At 71.9% G+C, this 16,868-nt stretch carries 20 protein-coding genes; 13 read left to right on the top strand and 7 right to left on the bottom strand.

Annotated elements, in window-relative coordinates:
* The first annotated feature begins 36 nt into the window (after window positions 1–36).
* Entirely contained in the window at window positions 37–1,593 is a 1,557-nt protein-coding gene (locus AB0I67_RS25290) for a hypothetical protein (protein ID WP_357927865.1), read from the top strand.
* A gap of 141 nt (window positions 1,594–1,734) precedes the next feature.
* Entirely contained in the window at window positions 1,735–2,121 is a 387-nt protein-coding gene (locus AB0I67_RS25285; protein ID WP_357927863.1) for a YchJ family protein, read from the top strand.
* 4 nt (window positions 2,122–2,125) lie between these two features.
* Here AB0I67_RS25285 and AB0I67_RS25280 read toward each other — a convergent pair whose 3' ends face one another.
* A complete protein-coding gene (locus AB0I67_RS25280) occupies window positions 2,126–3,856 on the bottom strand; it encodes a hypothetical protein (RefSeq protein WP_357927861.1) in 1,731 nt (576 codons plus the stop codon).
* A gap of 34 nt (window positions 3,857–3,890) precedes the next feature.
* A complete protein-coding gene (locus tag AB0I67_RS25275; protein WP_357927860.1) occupies window positions 3,891–4,607 on the bottom strand; it encodes an IclR family transcriptional regulator in 717 nt (238 codons plus the stop codon).
* A 61-nt stretch (window positions 4,608–4,668) separates the two neighbouring features.
* Here AB0I67_RS25275 and leuC point away from each other — a divergent pair, with 61 nt between their 5' ends.
* The 4 genes from leuC (at window position 4,669) to AB0I67_RS25255 (ending at window position 7,223) form a co-directional block, all read left to right on the top strand.
* On the top strand, window positions 4,669–6,036 hold the full coding sequence (leuC, locus tag AB0I67_RS25270; protein ID WP_357927858.1) for a 3-isopropylmalate dehydratase large subunit: 1,368 nt from the start codon (window positions 4,669–4,671) through the stop codon (window positions 6,034–6,036).
* A gap of 12 nt (window positions 6,037–6,048) precedes the next feature.
* On the top strand, window positions 6,049–6,636 hold the full coding sequence (gene leuD, locus AB0I67_RS25265) for a 3-isopropylmalate dehydratase small subunit (RefSeq protein WP_357927857.1): 588 nt from the start codon (window positions 6,049–6,051) through the stop codon (window positions 6,634–6,636).
* A complete protein-coding gene (locus tag AB0I67_RS25260) occupies window positions 6,615–6,833 on the top strand; it encodes a hypothetical protein (RefSeq protein WP_357927855.1) in 219 nt (72 codons plus the stop codon). Before leuD ends, AB0I67_RS25260 begins: the two co-directional genes overlap by 22 nt.
* 90 nt (window positions 6,834–6,923) lie before the next feature.
* Window positions 6,924–7,223 (top strand): HU family DNA-binding protein, encoded by a 300-nt coding sequence (locus AB0I67_RS25255; protein WP_357927854.1) that lies wholly within the window; start codon window positions 6,924–6,926, stop codon window positions 7,221–7,223.
* A gap of 60 nt (window positions 7,224–7,283) precedes the next feature.
* Here the strand turns inward: AB0I67_RS25255 and AB0I67_RS25250 are convergent, their stop codons facing one another.
* Window positions 7,284–7,487 (bottom strand): hypothetical protein, encoded by a 204-nt coding sequence (locus AB0I67_RS25250; protein WP_357927853.1) that lies wholly within the window; start codon window positions 7,485–7,487, stop codon window positions 7,284–7,286.
* A 55-nt stretch (window positions 7,488–7,542) separates the two neighbouring features.
* On the opposite strand from AB0I67_RS25250, the gene AB0I67_RS25245 reads away from it, so the two are divergent.
* Entirely contained in the window at window positions 7,543–8,775 is a 1,233-nt protein-coding gene (locus AB0I67_RS25245) for an MFS transporter (protein WP_357927851.1), read from the top strand.
* On the opposite strand, the gene cofC is transcribed toward AB0I67_RS25245, so the two are convergent.
* Window positions 8,743–9,372, bottom strand: a complete 630-nt coding sequence (gene cofC, locus AB0I67_RS25240; protein WP_357927849.1) for a 2-phospho-L-lactate guanylyltransferase — start codon at window positions 9,370–9,372, stop codon at window positions 8,743–8,745. The genes AB0I67_RS25245 and cofC overlap by 33 nt on opposite strands.
* A gap of 84 nt (window positions 9,373–9,456) precedes the next feature.
* On the opposite strand from cofC, the gene AB0I67_RS25235 reads away from it, so the two are divergent.
* Genes AB0I67_RS25235 through AB0I67_RS25225 form a run of 3 tightly spaced genes read left to right on the top strand, consistent with a single transcriptional unit; the run spans window position 9,457 to window position 12,270 of the window.
* Window positions 9,457–10,167 (top strand): lysophospholipid acyltransferase family protein, encoded by a 711-nt coding sequence (locus AB0I67_RS25235; RefSeq protein WP_357927847.1) that lies wholly within the window; start codon window positions 9,457–9,459, stop codon window positions 10,165–10,167.
* A complete protein-coding gene (locus AB0I67_RS25230) occupies window positions 10,160–11,170 on the top strand; it encodes an NAD(P)H-dependent glycerol-3-phosphate dehydrogenase (RefSeq protein ID WP_357927846.1) in 1,011 nt (336 codons plus the stop codon). The genes AB0I67_RS25235 and AB0I67_RS25230 overlap by 8 nt, the downstream gene beginning before the upstream one ends.
* 11 nt (window positions 11,171–11,181) lie before the next feature.
* Window positions 11,182–12,270 carry a D-alanine--D-alanine ligase family protein gene (locus AB0I67_RS25225; protein WP_357927844.1) on the top strand — a complete coding sequence of 363 codons (1,089 nt, stop codon included), beginning with the start codon at window positions 11,182–11,184 and terminating at the stop codon, window positions 12,268–12,270.
* Here the strand turns inward: AB0I67_RS25225 and AB0I67_RS25220 are convergent.
* Entirely contained in the window at window positions 12,253–12,687 is a 435-nt protein-coding gene (locus AB0I67_RS25220) for a DUF3515 family protein (protein ID WP_357927843.1), read from the bottom strand. The two genes, AB0I67_RS25225 and AB0I67_RS25220, sit on opposite strands and share 18 nt — an antisense overlap.
* Complete coding sequence (locus AB0I67_RS25215) at window positions 12,684–12,917, bottom strand: Lrp/AsnC ligand binding domain-containing protein (protein WP_357927842.1); 234 nt, start codon at window positions 12,915–12,917, stop codon at window positions 12,684–12,686. The genes AB0I67_RS25220 and AB0I67_RS25215 overlap by 4 nt, the downstream gene beginning before the upstream one ends.
* A gap of 87 nt (window positions 12,918–13,004) precedes the next feature.
* Between AB0I67_RS25215 and AB0I67_RS25210 the strand changes: the two genes are divergently transcribed.
* The 3 genes from AB0I67_RS25210 to thiD all read left to right on the top strand — a co-directional run bounded on the left by AB0I67_RS25210 (window position 13,005) and on the right by thiD (window position 16,433).
* On the top strand, window positions 13,005–13,976 hold the full coding sequence (locus tag AB0I67_RS25210; protein ID WP_357927919.1) for a thiamine-phosphate kinase: 972 nt from the start codon (window positions 13,005–13,007) through the stop codon (window positions 13,974–13,976).
* A 508-nt stretch (window positions 13,977–14,484) separates the two neighbouring features.
* Complete coding sequence (locus AB0I67_RS25205) at window positions 14,485–15,633, top strand: hypothetical protein (protein WP_357927841.1); 1,149 nt, start codon at window positions 14,485–14,487, stop codon at window positions 15,631–15,633.
* Window positions 15,630–16,433, top strand: a complete 804-nt coding sequence (gene thiD, locus AB0I67_RS25200) for a bifunctional hydroxymethylpyrimidine kinase/phosphomethylpyrimidine kinase (RefSeq protein WP_357927917.1) — start codon at window positions 15,630–15,632, stop codon at window positions 16,431–16,433. Before AB0I67_RS25205 ends, thiD begins: the two co-directional genes overlap by 4 nt.
* A 78-nt stretch (window positions 16,434–16,511) precedes the next feature.
* Here the strand turns inward: thiD and rpmB are convergent, their stop codons facing one another.
* Window positions 16,512–16,697, bottom strand: a complete 186-nt coding sequence (gene rpmB / locus AB0I67_RS25195) for a 50S ribosomal protein L28 (RefSeq protein WP_357927840.1) — start codon at window positions 16,695–16,697, stop codon at window positions 16,512–16,514.
* Between the last annotated feature and the right edge of the window lie 171 nt (window positions 16,698–16,868).

The raw sequence follows: 16,868 nt of genomic DNA, 5'->3' as shown, positions 1-16,868 counted from the left end.
GGCACGGGGGCCCAATCGTCGATCAAGGGGAAAACCGTGTCCGATGAGATCCGTGTCCTGCTGGAGGCCGTGCCCAAGGCCGGGCTCAGCGCCGAGGACTTACGCCAGGTCGTCACCGCCCACCCGCAGGTCCTCGCCGAGCTGGAGGTGGCCGACGCGGCGCGATTGCACCTTTCGCCTGCCGTACCGCTGGGACACGACCCGGGCCCGGACGCGCCGTTCCGCGCGACGGTCTTCGACCCGGTCGGCAACCGCGGCGTCGAGCTGCGGGGCACGCTGGACGCGCCCGAGCGGGCCGAGGTGCGACCGAGCGCGCACCGGCCCTGGCCCACGCCCGCCGAGCAGGAGGCGGCGGCGGAGATCCTGCGCGCCGACCCAGGCTTCCCGGCGGGTGACGACGTGCTGGTCTACCGGCCCATGCCGCCGCTGGCCGACCTCGAACGGCCGGACGGCACCACCGTCCGCCGGCCCACGCTCGGCATCTACACCCCCTCCGACCCGACCGGGGTCCGGCACCGCATCGTCGCCGTCGACCCGCTGGCCGGGGAGGTGGACTGGACGCCGGCCGGGGTGGTGCTGCACCCGATGCACGACTGCGAGGACAGCGTCCCGGACGCGGTCGGCGGTGTCTGGGACGAGTCGGGCCCCGACCAGGTCCGGGTGCGGGTGCTGCGCGGCGGCACCGAGCTGTGGAACCTGGTCGTGGTGCGCCCGCGGGCCTCGGCCCCGCAGACCGGCATGGGCGGCGGCGTCGAGCTCCGCAACGTCCGCTACCGGGGGCGGCTGGTGCTGCGCCAGGCGCACCTGCCGATCCTCAACGTCGAGTACCTCACCATCGACCAGACCTTCCGCGACGGCGTCAGCATCGAGACCAAGTTCTCCGCCAACGGCACGGAGCCGGTCGGCCGCGGCTGGCGGCTGTGCCCGCGCCCGCCGCAGACCATCCTCGAACGGCCCAGCACCGACGCCGGCAACTTCCAGGGCGTGGCCTTCCACCACGACGGCGAGGAGCTGCGCATCGTCAGCGAGCTCGAAGCCGGCTGGTACCGCTACTCCTCCGACTGGCGGCTGACCGACGACGGCACGATCAAGCCCCGCTTCGGCTTCGCCGCCACCAAGAACGAGCACACCTGCAAGGTCCACCGCCACCACGCCTACTGGCGCTTCGACTTCGACGTCGCCGGGGCCGAGAACGACCTGGTCGAGCAGGTCAACGAGACCGGCGAGCTGGTGCCGGTCCCCGAGCCGATCGTCCGTGAGACCTCGCGCAAGCGGCGGCCGAACATCCGCTGGTGGCAGGTGCGGGACAAGTCCTCGGGGGCCGGCTGGCAGATCCACCCCGGCGAGTTCGACGGGACCGCCGACGCCTACGGCATCGCCGACCTGTGGTTCCTGCGGCACCATCCGGCCGAGCTGTACGACGGCGACCCGGACCCGCGCAACCGCGCGATGCTCAACCGGTTCCTGAACAGCGAGAACATCAACGGCGCGAACGTGGTCGTGTGGTACGCCGTGCACTCCCACCACGACCAGGCCCACCCGCACCCCGAACAGGGCCGGCTGCTCGGCCCCGACCTGGTGCCCGTGGACTGACCGGCCCGGACGGGTGCGCGGTCCGACCTGCTCGGACGGGCGCGCGGTCCGACCTGCTCGGACGGGCGCGCGGTCCGACCTGCTCGGACGGGCGCGCGGTCCGGCGACAAGACGGGCGCGCGGTCCGGCGACAATGGGAGCATGTCCCGAGCCACCGCGCCCTGTCCCTGCGGCCTGCCCGCCACCTACGCCGACTGCTGCGGCCGCTACCACGCGGGCAGGCTCGCCCCCACCGCAGAGGCGCTGATGCGCTCCCGCTACACCGCCTTCGCCCTCGGCGACGAGCCGTACCTGCTGCGCACCTGGCACCCCCGCACCCGCCCCGCCCGCGTGGGCCTGGAGCGGGGGATGCGCTGGACCGGGCTGGAGATCGAGGCCACCACCGAGGGCAGCGCCTTCCACAGCACCGGCACGGTCACCTTCACCGCCCGCTACAGCCACCGCGGGGCCGAGGGCGAGCTGCACGAGAAGAGCCGCTTCACCCGCGAGGACGGCGCCTGGCTCTACCTCGACGGCGACGTGGCCTAGCGGCTCACCTGCCGGCCGCGGAACGGGCCTTGAACAGGGCCCGCTTGGCGGCCTTGGCCACCTGGCGGTCGGGGTGCACCTGGGAGATCAGGTCGAGCAGCTCCTCCACGTGCGCGTGGGGGATGCGCCAGACGACCTCCAGCAGCCCGTCGAGCAGGTCGGGCCCGATGTCCTGCAAACTGCTGACAAATTCCTCGCGGCCGAGGCCCGCGGAGATCGTCCACATGTCCAGGATCAGCCAGTGGGTGTCCTCCTGCGTGGGCTCCGGCGCGTCCGCCACCCCGAGCTGGGTGAGGTGGGTGGCCGCGTAGGGGCGCAGCGAGGGCTGGGCCAGCGCGGCCCGCCAGGCCGGGATGCCGGCCTCGCCGAGCGAGCCGACGACGCTGGCCGCCTGCACCCGGATCAGCGCGTCACTGGCGTCGGAGGCGGCGGCGTCCAGCAGCTCGGAGGCGGCCTTGGCCGGGTCGCGCAGCTCCATCCAGGCGGCGAGCTCCGCGTCGGCCTCCTCCTCGGGCAGGTCGGCGCTGAGCGAGAGCAGGTCGAGGGCGCTCATCGTGTCGATCGCCGGGCGGGCGTCGATGTCGATGTCCGCGTCGTCCACCAGGTGGACCACGCCGTCGACGCCCAGCGGGGTGAGCGTGGCGGTGGTCTTGGTGACGCTCACCATGCCGTAGCCGACCAGCCAGTCGATCACCGGGGCGAGCGGGTCACCGTACAGCTCGGTGGCGGCGGCCCAGGCGTCGGCGCCCAGGTCGTCGAGCTCGGCGGCGGCGGAGGCGAGGCCGGCGCGGAGCGCGGCGATCTCGGCGGAGCCGCCGGCCAGCAGGAGCCGGATGAGCAGCCCGCGGGTCAGCCCGGTCAGGGCCTCGGTGTAGTCGTCGTCGGGCAGCTCGGGGTCGGCGTAGTCGACCGAGTGCAGGCCCTGCGACCAGGCGTCGAGCACGTCATCGTCGTCGTCGAAGGGCCAGTCGGCGGTGTCGGCGCGGACGCTGACCGTCTCGTCGTCGCCGGGCTCCAGGAACTCCAGGTCGACCGCGAGGTTCCAGATGCTCCAGAGCTGCGGGACCGCCTGGGCCAGCGGCCCGGAGGCGGCGGGCCGGGGCAGCCCGACCACCGCGAGCGCCTCCTCGACCTCGTCGTCGGAAAGGAGGCTCTCCTCGCCCACCCGGCGCGCGGGGCCGACCCAGAGGGCCAGGTCGCGGGCCTTGGCGATGAGCGGTACGGCACGCGCCGCGTCCGCCAGCTCGGCGTCGGAGCGCAGCCGGACGACCGGCAGGTCGGCCAGCTCGTCGGCGAACAGCTCGAAGTCACCGAGGTCGGTGTACTCCTCCTCCTCGTCGTCCTCCTCGTCCTCGACCTCGATCTCCTCCATCGCGTCGACGAACTCGTCCTCGAGATCGAGGAGCTCGCCGCGCAGCTGGTCGACCGGGTCGGACTCGGGCGACAGGCGCCCCGTCCCGGACAGGAAGGTCAGGTAGGCATCGAGCGCGTGGACGAGACCGTCGGCGGCCGCGTCGGGGTCGTCGATCACCTGAGGCAGGCGGTCCAGCAGGAGCCCGCGGAGGTCCTCGCTCTTCCAGGTGCGGACGTCGTCGGAGAAGGCCAGCCGGTGCCACAGCGCGGCGGGCCCGACGAGATCCGGCGAGCAGTCGGGCACGTTGTGGCGGGCCCAGACGATGAACTCCTCGAGCAGGGGTCGCAGCTCAGTGGCGGCTACCTCGATGCGATCTGTCACCCGACCAGGCTAGTGCGTCGCGCACTCGATTTTCTCAGGACGAGCGCCGCATGGCCTCCGTGATGCGCTCCGCGGCGGCCATGACCGGCACCGCGTGCAGCCGCCCGGGGGTGCGGGTCAGCCGCTCGATGGGACCGGAGACCGAGACCGCGGCGATCACCTTGCCACCGTTTCCCCTGATGGGAGCCGAGACGCTGGCCACGCCCTGCTCCCGCTCGCCCACGCTGTGGGCCCAGCCGCGCCGCCGTACGGAGGCGAGGGTGGCCGCGGTGAACTTCGCGCCACGCAATCCGCGGTGCAGGCGGTCGGGCTCCTCCCAGGCGAGCAGGATCTGCGCGGCCGACCCGGCCAGCATCGGCAACGCCGAGCCCACCGGCACGGTGTCCCGCAGCCCGCTGGCCCGTTCGGCGGCGGCCACGCACACCCGCTCGTCGCCCTGGCGGCGGTAGAGTTGTGCGCTTTCGCCGGTAAGGTCCCTGAGCTGGGTCAACACCGGCGAGGCCACGGCCAGCAGGCGATCCTCCCCGGCCGCCGTGGACAACTCCGACAGCCGCGCGCCGAGCACGAACCGCCCCTGGGTGTCACGGGAGACGAACCGGTGGAATTCCAGCGCGACGGCGAGCCGGTGGGCCGTGGGCCTGGCCAGTCCGGTCGCCGCGACGAGCTGCGCGAGCGAGGCGGGACCCGCCTCCAGCGCATTGAGCACCAAAACGGCCTTGTCGAGTACGCCGACTCCGCTAGAGTTGTCCATACACCGATACTGCCGTCTCAGCATACGAGAAAGCAAGTCGGCGGTTCTCAAGGAGGAGATCATGGGCCGCACACTGGCGGAGAAGGTTTGGGAGCAGCACGTCGTCCGACGTGCCGAAGGTGAGCCCGACCTGCTCTTCATCGACCTGCACCTCATCCACGAGGTGACCAGTCCTCAGGCCTTCGACGGCCTTCGGCTGGCCGGGCGGAGCGTGCGCAGGCCCGATCTCACCATCGCCACCGAGGACCACAACGTGCCGACCGTGCTCGGCCCGATCTCTGACCCGGTCTCCAAGACCCAGGTCGAGACGCTGCGCAAGAACGCCGCCGAGTTCGGCATCCGGCTGCACCCGATGGGCGACGCCGGCCAGGGCGTGGTGCACATCATCGGCCCGCAGTTCGGCCTGACCCAGCCGGGCATGACCATCGTCTGCGGCGACTCCCACACCTCGACGCACGGCGCCTTCGGCGGCATCGCCTTCGGCATCGGCACCTCCGAGGTCGAGCACGTGCTCGCCACCCAGACGCTCCCGGCCTACCGCCCCAAGACGATGGCGATCGAGGTCAAGGGCGAGCTGCCGGTGGGCGTCACCGCCAAGGACCTGATCCTGGCCATCATCGCCAAGATCGGCACCGGCGGCGGCCAGGGCTACATCGTGGAGTACCGCGGCGAGGCCATCCGCAAGCTCTCCATGGAGGGCCGGATGACCATCTGCAACATGTCCATCGAGGCGGGCGCCCGCGCCGGCCTGATCGCGCCGGACGAGACCACGTTCGCCTACCTCAAGGGCCGCCCGCACGCCCCGCAGGGCGCCGACTGGGACGCCGCGGTGGAGTACTGGCGGACGCTCCAGACCGACGAGGACGCGGTCTTCGACACGGTCGTGGAGATCGACGCCTCCACGCTGAGCCCGTTCGTCACCTGGGGGACCAACCCGGGCCAGGGCGCCCCGCTCAACACGCCGATCCCGGCGCCGCGCAACTCCGAGGACGAGCGCGCCCTGCAGTACATGGGCCTGACCGCCGGCACCCCGCTCAGCGAGGTCGAGGTGGACACCGTCTTCGTCGGCTCGTGCACCAACGGCCGCCTGGAGGACCTGCGGGCCGCCGCCGACATCCTGCGCGGGCGCAAGGTCCGCACCCGCACGCTGATCGTCCCCGGCTCCATGCTGGTCAAGCTGGAGGCCGAGAAGGAGGGCCTGGACAAGGTCTTCACCGAGGCCGGCGCGGAGTGGCGCCAGGCCGGCTGCTCGATGTGCCTGGGCATGAACCCCGACACCCTCCAGCCGGGCGAGCGCAGCGCCTCCACCTCCAACCGCAACTTCGAGGGCCGCCAGGGCAAGGGTGGCCGGACCCACCTGGTGTCGCCGCAGGTCGCCGCCGCGACCGCCGTCACCGGCAAACTGACCGCCCCCGCCGACCTGGCCTAGGAGACCCGCCCCATGGACGCCTTCACCACCCACACCGGTACGGCGGTGCCGCTGCGCCGCAGCAACGTCGACACCGACCAGATCATCCCGGCCGTCTGGCTCAAGCAGGTCAGCCGCACCGGCTTCGAGAAGGGCCTGTTCTCCGCCTGGCGCGAGGACCCGGCCTTCGTCCTCAACCAGGAGCGCTACGCCGGCGCCAGCGTCCTGCTGGCCGGTCCCGACTTCGGCACCGGCTCCTCGCGCGAGCACGCCGTCTGGGCCATCCAGCAGTACGGCTTCCGCGCCGTCATCGCCGCCCGCTTCGGCGACATCTTCCGCAACAACTCCACCAAGATGGGCCTGCTCCCGGTCGTCCTGCCCGCCGAGGTCGTCGACCACCTGCACGACCTGGTCGAGGCGGACCCGGCCACCGAGATCACCGTCGACCTGGGCGAACGCCAGGTCCGCGCGGGCGGCCAGGCGTGGAGCTTCGAGATCGACGACTACACCCGCTGGCGGCTGATGGAGGGCCTCGACGACATCGGGCTGACCCTGCGTCACGCCGACGACATCACGGCATACGAGAATGGTCGGCAGCCATGGCTGCCGACGACCGTCTAGAAGACGACTCTCTGGCGCGGCGGTTGCGCGAGGCGCACCGCCGCGTCCGCCTGCTCCCACCCGGGATGCAGCGGCGTTTCATCACGATCTGCGACCTCGCCAAGCACGATCCGGCCCGCGCCTCGGCCCGGTTGGACGCCTTTCTGGCCGAAGTGGACGACACGCCACGCGCCCAAGAAAACACGCTCGGTGATTGAGTTCCCCCGCGATCAGCCTTAATTTCGAGCGCGTAAGGGGTTTCTTCGTTGACGTCTGTGCTGGAACCCCGCTCCATACCAGGGGGATAGATGAACAAGCGGGAACTCGTCGACGCCATCGCCGGCCGCGTGGGCGACAAGAAGACGGCCACCGAGGCCGTGAACGCGATTCTCGAGGCCATCCAGAACGCGGTCGCGAGCGGTGACAAGGTCTCCATCACCGGCTTCGGCGCCTTCGAGATGGTCCACAAGCCGGCTCGCACGGCCAGGAACCCTTCGACCGGTGCGGAGATCAAGGTCGCCGAGAGCTGGGCGCCCAAGTTCCGTCCCGGCTCCGACTTCAAGGAACTGGTCAACGACGGCGGCAAGAAGGCCGCCAAGAAGAAGTAGCAGCGCGTTGGAGGCGCCCGGACCGGTCCACGGTCCGGGCGTCTTCGCGTTGTAGGCCGGTCAGTCGGGGACCGGGAAGGTGGACAGCGTGATGAAGGTGATCTCCTGGCCGCGAGCCACCAGGTTCACCCGCTGCCCCGACCTGAGCAGCCGCAGCGGCCCCGCGTCGAAGGCGCGCGAACCGAACTCCAGCACCGTCCCGTCGTCGAGGAAGACCGAGCCCGAGCGGGTGAGCGGATCGAAGGTCCTGACCGTAGCCTGCACCCTGCCAGCGTAATTCGGTTGACCTCGCCCGGCGAGCATCGGAGGATCGCGGCTCGTGACAGACGAACCGGGCATCTGGCGTATCCCCGCCTTCCGCCGCTATCTCGGCGCAGACGTGCTCAGCCAGTTCGGGACCCAGGTCACCCTGGTCGCGCTGCCGCTGGTCGCCTACCTCACGCTGGGCGCGTCCCCGCTGCAGCTCGGCCTGATCACCACCGCGGAGATGATCGCCTTCCTGGTGCTCGGCCTGCCCGCGGGCGTGTGGGTGGACCGCATGCGCCGCCGTCCGGTGCTGGTCGTCGCCGACCTGGTGCGCGCGCTGGCGCTGCTGAGTGTCCCGGTCGCCCACCTGCTCGGCGTGCTGAGCCTGGCCCAGCTCTTCGCCGTCGCCCTGGTCATGGGTGTGTGCACGGTCTTCTTCGACGTCGCGCACATGAGCTTCCTGCCCTCCGTCATCGCCAAGTCGGACCTGCCGCGCGGCATCGGCGCGCTGGAGACCTGCCGTTCGGTCGCCGGCGTCGCCGGGCCCGGCCTCGGCGGCTGGCTGGTGCAGGTGCTGTCAGGACCGCTGGCCATCCTCGCCGACGCCGTGTCCTACCTGCTGTCGGCGCTGCTGCTGCGCGGCGTGCGGGCGAAGGAGACGCCCGCGCCCCGCGAGGAGCGCCGCAGCCTGCGCGCCGAACTGGGCGAAGGCGTGCGGTACGTGCTCGGCCACCCCGTCCTGCGGCGCGTGGCCGTGGTCGGGGCCCTGGCCATGCTCTCCAACGGCCTGTGGGCGGTCGTCCAGCCGCTCTACCTGATCGGCGAGCTGAAGCTCAGCGCCGGCGTCTACGGCCTGATCCTGTCCTCCTACGCCCTGGGCGGGGTGGCCGGCGCCGTGCTCGCCCCCAAGGTGGTCGAGCGCCACGGCTTCGGACCCGCCATGTACGGCGGAGCCGCGCTGTCGATGCTCTTCCCGCTGCTGATGCCGCTCAGCGGACCGGGCTGGCAGCTCGTCCTCTACCCGCTGGGCGGCTTCCTCGGGCTCGTCTCCGCCGTCGTCTTCAACGTCGGCCAGTCCAGCTACCGGCAGCTCGTCACCCCCGACCACCTGCGCGGCCGGATGAACGCCAGCATGCGCTTCCTGATGTGGAGCGCGATGCCCTTCGGCGGCCTGCTGGGCGGCGTGCTGGCCGGCGCGCTTCCGATCCACCAGGTGCTCTGGATCACCTGCCTGGTGGTGTCGGTCGCGCACCTGCCGATCGTGGCGGCGCCCTCAGTGCGCAAGCTCCAGGTCCGCCAGGACTGAGGCGGTGTGCCGGCCCACCCCGAGCGCCACGGCGGCCCGCAGGTCGTCGGGGGTGTCCACGTCCCTGCGCACCGAGTCGATGCCGGCCGCGGCCAGCTCCTTGGCCCCGCCGGCCAGGTGCCTGGCCCGCGACTCGCCGCCGAAGCGCGGGGTGAACGGGACGCCCTGCCGTACGCCGTAGAAGGTGGTGCCGACCTCCTGGGCGTCGGGGACGAAGCCCTGCTCGAAGTCGAGCTCCAGGACGCGGGCCAGCTCCGCAGGGCGCAACGCCGGCAGGTCGGCCTGGAGCGCGCCGACCGGGTCGTCCGGCGCCAGCCGTACGGCATGCGCGGCCCCGGTGCGGAGCGCGGTGTTGAGCCCGCGGTCGGGGTCGGGCACGACGAGGGCGCCCAGCGCCGACAGGGGGGCCGCGGCCAGGGGGTCGGCGGTGACGACGACTACCCGGGCCACGGCGGGGCAGGCGAGTGCCGCCGAGGCGGTGTCGCAGGCGATGGCGACGGCCAGGCGCTCGCGGTGCGGACCCAGCGCGGCGGCCAGCCGGGTCTTCGCGGCGACCAGGGTCTTCACCGGGATGACCAGGGACCAGCGGTTGCTCATAGGCTTAAGCATCGCGCCTCGACATGTCTGCTGAGCAACAGGGAGACTTGGGGGCGCTGTCCCGTTGAGGTTCGGAGGAAGTCAGTGAGCGGTCGTGTGCGCCCGACCCGGTTCTGGGAATGGCTGGCCGTCGTGGTGGTCAAACCGCTGTCGCGGCTGCTGATCAAGAAGGACTGGCGGCACGGGGAGCGCATCCCCCGGCAGGGCGGCCTGATCATCGCGGCCAACCACCTGTCCTGGACCGATCCCGTGCTGATCTCGCACTTCCTCTACAACAACGGCCGCTGGCCGGTGATCCTCGCCAAGTCGGGGCTGTTCACCGTGCCGGTGCTGGGCAAGGCGGTGCGCTCGCTGCTGGCCATCCCGGTCTACCGGGGCAGCACCGACGCGGCCAAGTCGCTGGAGATCTCCCGGCAGCGGCTGCGCGACGGCGCGGCGGTGCTCTTCTACCCCGAGGGCACCTGCACCCGCGACCCGGAGCTGTGGCCGATGGCCGGCAAGACCGGCGTGGCGCGGCTGGCGCTGGAGACCGGCGCGAAGGTCATCCCGGTGGCCCACTGGGGCGCGCAGGAGCTGCTGCCCTACGGCTCGACCAAGCTCAGGCTCTTCCCCCGCAAGACCTTCCGCGTCTCGGTGGGCGAGCCGGTGGACCTGTCCAAGTACGAGGGCCAGCCGATGCGCGGCAAGGTCTTGAAGGACGCCACGCACGACATCATGATGGCGATCATGACCCAGCTCGCCGAGCTGCGCGGTGAGAAGGCCCCCGACCAGCCGTGGGAGGCGCCGAATGACTAGGGCGGCGGTCTTCGGCACCGGCTCCTGGGGCACGACCTTCGCGATGATCATGGCGAGGGCCGGGGTCGAGACGACGTTGTGGGGCCGCCGGGCCGAGGTGGTCGAGGCCATCCGCGACCGGCACGAGAACCCCGAGTACCTCCCCGGCATCGCCCTGCCGCCCACGCTGCGCGCCACCACCGACCCGGCCGAGGCGCTGGCGGGCGCCGACTTCCTGGTCCTGGCGGTGCCCTCGCAGACGCTGCGCGGCAACCTGATGCAGTGGAAGCCGGCCATCCCCGGCGACGCCGTCCTGGTCAGCCTGATGAAGGGCATCGAGCTCGGCACGACCAAGCGGATGAGCGAGGTCATCATGGAGGTCGCCGAGGTGCCCGCCGAGCGGGTCGCGGTGGTCTCCGGGCCCAACCTGGTCGGCGAGATCGTCGCCGGGCAGCCGTCGGCCACCGTGGTCGCCTGCCCCGACGAGCGGGTGATGGAGCGCCTCCAGGAGGCGTGTCACGTGCCGCCGTGGTTCCGCGCCTACACCAACCCCGACGTGATCGGCGTGGAGCTGGGCGGCGCGATCAAGAACGTGATCGCGCTGGCCATCGGCGTGGCGCAGGGCATGGGCATGGGCGACAACGTCAGCGCGCTGATGATGACCCGCGGCCTGGCCGAGATCTCCCGCCTCGGCGCGGCGCTCGGCGCCGACCCGCACACCTTCGCCGGCCTGGCCGGCATGGGCGACCTCATCGCGAGCTGCAACTCGCCGCTGGCGCGCAACCGCACCTTCGGCGAGAAGCTGGGCCGCGGCATGTCGCTGGAGGAGGCCATCGCCTCCAGCAAGCAGACGGTCGAGGGCGTCAAGTCCTGCGAGTCCGTGCTGGAGCTGGCTCGCAAGCACGACGTGGAGATGCCGATCACCGAGGTCGTCGTCGGAGTGGTCCATGACGGGATGGCTCCGGCCGAAGCCGGCGTTCTGCTCATGTCGCGCTCACCCAAGCCGGAGCGGTACGGAGTGTAGATTCGGGTTACATGAGCAAGCCACGCGTAGCTGTCGTTTTCGGAGGTCGTAACTCCGAGCACGCTGTCTCCCTCATGGGGGCCGGCAGCGTGCTGGAGGTGATCGACCATGACAAGTACGAGGTGATCCCGATCGGGATCGCCCAGGACGGCAGATGGCTGCTCGCCTCGGGCGAGCAGCGCTACGCGATCGAGGACGGCGAGCTGCCCGTCGTGCAGGAGACCGGCGCCGCCCTGGCCCTGCCCTCCGGCGAGCTGGTCGCCTTCGAGGCCGGCACGATCCCAGTGGAGCTGGGCGCGGTGGACGCGGTCTTCCCGGTCATGCACGGCCCCTTCGCCGAGGACGGCACCATCCAGGGCCTGCTGGAGATGGCCGGCGTGCGCTACGTCGGCTCCGGCGTGCTGGCCAGCGCGGTCGGCATGGACAAGGCCTTCATGAAGACGGTGATCGCCGCCGCCGGGCTGCCCGTCGGCAAGTACGTCGTGGTGCGCGACCGCGACTGGCGGCTCGACCGCCAGCGCGTGCTCAAGGAGGTCGAGGAGCTCGGCTGGCCGGTCTTCGTCAAGCCCGCCCGCGCCGGCTCCTCCCAGGGCATCTCCAAGGCGCAAGACGCGGCCTCGCTGGAGACGGCGATCGAGTTCGCCCGCGAGCACGACCCCAAGGTGATGGTCGAGGCGGCGATCCCGGGCCGCGAGATCGAGTGCGCGGTGCTCCAGTCGCCCGGCGACGAGCCGCCCATCGCCTCCCAGCCCGGCGAGGTGATCGTCGAGGGCGGCCAGGAGTTCTTCGACTTCGAGGCCAAGTACTACCCCGACCAGATGCGCCTCGACGTGCCGGCGGACCTGCCGGCCGAGGTCGCCGAGCGGGTGCGGGAGCTGGCCGTGCGCGCCTTCGAGGCGCTGGGCTGCGAGGGCCTGTCGCGGGTGGACTTCTTCTACACCCCGACCGGCCAGGTGATCTTCAACGAGATCAACACCATGCCCGGCTTCACCTCGCTGTCGGTCGCGCCGCAGCTTCTCGGCGCCTCCGGGATCACCTATCCCGAGCTGGTCGACCGGCTCATCCAGCTCGCGCTGGCGCGCTCACCCGGTCTGCGCTGACCCGATCGGCTTGCCGAGGTCCACCAGGACCTCGGCGGGCTGGTGGTTGCGGGCCACGGTGACCTCGACGTAGGCGGCGTCGGTGACGGCGGTGAAGAGCGTGGGCGTGGCGGGGTCGGCGAACCAGCCGATCCCGTCGATCTCCATGAGCTGGTCGGTCGGCTCCATCCGGCTGGGCCGGGGCACGCCGCAGCGCAACGCGATCTCGCCGTCCCCCCAGACGGCGACATACGGCGACTCCGGCTCCGACCGGCCGCGGGCCGACCCGTCGAGCTCGGCGGGCAGGAGAGGGGCCAGGCGCGCGCAGGCCGCCGCCGCCTCGCCCTCCGGGACGGGCGGCTCCACCTGTACGGCTCCGCCGCACCCGGCGGCGAACCCGAGCAGCACCAGGAGAGCAGCCCCCCGCATCACCCTCATATATGGACGATAGGGCACGTCAGCGTGCGGGTGATGCCCTCCACGCCCTGGATCTGGGCGACGACCAGCTTGCCGAGCTCGTCGACATTCCTGGCCTCCGCGCGGACGATGACGTCGTAGGGACCCGTGACGTCCTCCGCCTGGGTCACCCCGGAGATGCTCGCGATCTCCCTGGCCACGTCGGCGGCCTTGCCGACCTCGGTCTGAATCAGGATGTAGGCCTGCACCATTGCGTCCTCCCGGGCAATTGGATCACGCCGAAGGGCCACCGTACCCTGTGATGGATCCGCAGCGAAGCGAAGGCACCCAGAACGTCCATTGTCAGGAGGCATGCCATCACAGTCGGAGAACTCGGCGAATTTGGTGTCATTGCTCGCATTACCGGACGCCTGCCGCAAGGCGCGAGCGTCCTGCTCGGACCCGGCGACGACGCCGCGATGGTCAGCGCCCCTGACGGGCGCATTGTCGTGTCAACGGACTTGTTGCTTGAGAGTAGGCATTTCCGTCGCGATTGGTCCAGCGGGTACGACGTAGGACGTAAAGCCGCAGCACAGAATCTTGCCGACGCCGTTGCCATGGGGGCCGTGCCGACCTCGCTCGTGGTCGGGCTGGCGCTGCCCGCCGATCTTCCGGTGGCGTGGCTGGAGGAGCTGACCGACGGGCTTCGGGACGAGTGCGACCTGGTCGGGGCGAGCGTGGCCGGCGGTGACGTGACCCGCGGGCCGCTCGTGGTGGTCTCGGTGACCGTGCTGGGTGACCTCGGCGGGCGGGCGCCCGTGCTGCGGTCGGGAGCGCGACCCGGGCAGGTCGTCGCGGTCGCCGGGCGGCTGGGGTGGGCCGCGGCGGGACTGGCGCTGCTGGAGCGGGAGGGGGCCGGCGTCTCGGGGGCCGGCGGCTCGCGGGAGGTCGTCGAGGCGCACCGGCGGCCGTGCCCGCCCTATGCGCAGGGGCCGGAGGCGGCGGTGCTGGGCGCCACCGCGATGCTCGACGTCAGTGACGGGCTGGTCCAAGACCTCGGGCACATCGCGGCGGCCAGCGGGGTGGGCATCGTGCTGGAGCCCGCCTCGTTGCCGGTCGCCGAGCCGGTGCGGGCGGCGGCCGAGCGGCTCGGGGTCGATCCGCTGGACCTCGTGCTGGCAGGGGGAGAGGACCACGCGCTCGCGGCGGTGTTTCCGTGTGACATACCCCTCACCGACGCCTGGACGGTGGTCGGGCGGGTGGTGGAAGGGGCTGGAGTGCAGGTCAGCGGGCGTGCTGCGGTCTCCGGTGGGTGGGACCACTTCCGTTGAGGCGCCGGATACTGCCGGGAAAGTTGTGACAAAGGCGTAGTAAAGGTGTTATGAAGATGGGCGGCCACCGTACCCGGCAGAAAGGTCGACTATGGGCCGCCATGGCACTGGTGGATCGGAGAGCGAATATCCGCAGGACCCGATCTCCACGGGGGCGTTCTGGATTCCGCCCGCGGCGTCTGCTGCTTCCGAGCAGCCCGGCTGGCCGCAACCGCCGGACCAGGTCGAGGTGACCGGCCAATGGGCCGCCGCTCCGCCCCCACCCGCCGGCCCCACCACCCCGGCCCCCTGGCCCCAGCCCTCCCCGGCCCCCTGGCCGGAACCCGCCCAGGCCCCTCGGTCCGAGGCCTCTCAGGCCGCCTGGCCGCAGCCGGAACCCGGGCCTCAGACCGGGTGGCCCGCTCAGGAGACCGCGCCGCTGGCGGCCTGGCAGTCGTCCGGCACCGGCACCCAGCCCTCCTGGCCCAGCCCTGAGCCCGCCCAGCCCCCGCAGGAGCCCGGGTGGCCCGTGCAGGAGGGGCCGCCGCCGGCGCCCGGCGACGTGAAGGTCGCGGGCAGCCGCGTCGAGTCCACCCAGCCCGGCACGGGCCAGTTCCCGACGTCCTCGGGCCCCTTCCCGGCATCCTCAGGCCAGTTCCCGACGTCCTCAGGCCCGTTCCTGGAGTCCCCGGACACCTTCCCGTCCTCCCCGGACGCCGCCGCCCCCACCGCGGCCGTGCCCGCCTGGGCCGAGGCGCCCACCGGCTTCCTGGACGGCGAGAACTGGTCCCGCCCCGAAGAAGGCTGGTCCCGCGAGGAGAACCTGGCCGGCGACCCGCCCAGACGAGGCAGAGGCCGCCGCCGCCCACCGAGAGACGGCGGCGGCGACGACCCGCGCGGCAAGGGCAAGGGCAAGGCCGCGGTCCTGGCCGTGGCCGCGGTGGCCGTCGTGCTGGGCGGCACCGTGGCCGGCGTCCGCATGATGAGCTCCGCCACCCCGGCGAACTGCACCGGCGACACCTGCACCGCCGCCAAGCAGGCCGCCGCCCCGGTGACGACCTCCCCGGCCGCCGACGAGAGTGAGGCCGCCCCCGACGAGGACCCGGCCACCGAGACCACCGGCCCGACCCCCAAGCCCACCGTCACCTCGCAACGCTCGCCCCGCCGTACCCCGGTCCCGAAGCCGAGCAAGACCAAGCTGAAACAGACCCCTGTCCCGACCATCGAGGCAGAGGAAGCGGACAAGGACGACAGCACCCCGCAGGAGTCCAGCACCCCGTCCCACCAGTTGCCCGAAGCCCAGGAAGGTCCTTCAGAAGCCGTGACGCCCCTCAGCACCGAGTCCGCCGCCCCGTTCCAGCAATCGTCGCGCCAGGGCGCGGTGAACGTCGGCTTCAGCGTCCTGCGCGAGCGCGACTCCAGCTACACCGCCCGGCTGTCGGTCACCAACGAGAGCGCCAAGCCCTTCTCCGCGGCCACCGTCTCGCTGCCGCTCAGCGGCCAGGTGTACGACGTCGAGGGCGCCTCGTCGTGGATGCAGGACGGCGACCTGCTCATCCTGGACCTGCCCGGCGAGCTGTCGGCGGGCGAGTCGGTGTCGGTCACCATCGGGGTGTACGGCACGGCCGAGACGCCCCAGACCTGCGGCGTGGTCGGCGCGGAGTGTGTGATGGGATAGGAGGCGTGTCCTCCCTCACCCCGCCCCGCGTGCTGACCGTCGCCGGTTCCGACTCCGGCGGTGGCGCCGGGATCCAGGCCGACCTCAAGACCATGCTGGCCCTCGGCGTGCACGGCATGAGCGTGATCGCCGCCGTGACGGCACAGAACTCGCTGGGCGTCCAGGGGTACTGGGAACTGCCTCCCGAGGCCGTGCGCGCCCAGCTCGACTCGGTTCTGGGCGACATCGGCGCGCAGGCGATCAAGACCGGCATGCTGGCCTCGCCCGTGCTGGTCGAGACGGTCGCCGCCGCGCTGGCCGCCTACGACGCGCCCGTGGTCGTCGATCCGGTCGGCGTCTCCAAGCACGGTGACTCGCTGCTCGCGCCCGAGGCGGTCGACACGCTCCGGACGCGGCTGCTGCCGGTGGCGACCGTGGTGACGCCCAATCTGTGGGAGGTCGAGCAGCTCACCTCGATCAAGGTCGAGGACGAGCGCGACCTGCGCCGGGCCGCCGACGCCGTGCTGGCCCTGGGGCCGCGCTGGGCGCTGGTCAAGGGCGGTCACCTGCCGGGCGAGCCGGTCGACCTGCTGACCGACGGGGAGCGCGAGCACCGCTTCCGCGCCGAGCGCCTGGACAACCGGCACACCCACGGCACCGGCTGCACCCTGGCCTCGGCCATCGCCTCGTATCTGGCTCTCGGCCAGGACGTGCCGGAGGCGGTCGGGTCGGCCAAGCGGTACGTCACCGGGGCCATCGGCCTCGGCTTCCCGCTCGGCTCCGGCATCGGCCCCGTCGATCACGCCTGGCAGTGGCGCTGACGCAAGCATCCAGCCCGATCGCGGGCATGCCAAAAGCCCGGCGCGGAGCGCCGGGCTTTTCGGTTCGCAGCCGAAGATCTAGCGGGAGACCTTGCCGGCCTTGATGCACGAGGTGCAGACGTTGAGCTTCTTCGGGGTGCCACCGACCACCGCGCGAACCGTCTGGATGTTCGGGTTCCAGCGGCGGCGGGTACGGCGGTGCGAGTGGGAGATGTTGTTGCCGAAGGTCGGGCCCTTGGCGCAGACATCGCAGACGGAAGCCACGGTATCGCTCCTTAAAACAGTCGATATACAGCCCGGTCCGCCACGTCGGTGCCTTGCGGAGGGCATGCCGGGACAACCGGCGAGCTAGTCGAGGATATCCGATCCGGAGCACAACCTGCCACGCGAGCGCGAGCGGACCCTGTGCAATCCGGGCCGTGACGATATTCTCCT

This window comes from Nonomuraea sp. NPDC050310, from assembly GCF_040655795.1.
GTDB lineage: Bacteria > Actinomycetota > Actinomycetes > Streptosporangiales > Streptosporangiaceae > Nonomuraea.
Note: the sequence above shows the minus strand (reverse complement) of the source record. Positions and strands in the feature narration are given on the sequence as shown.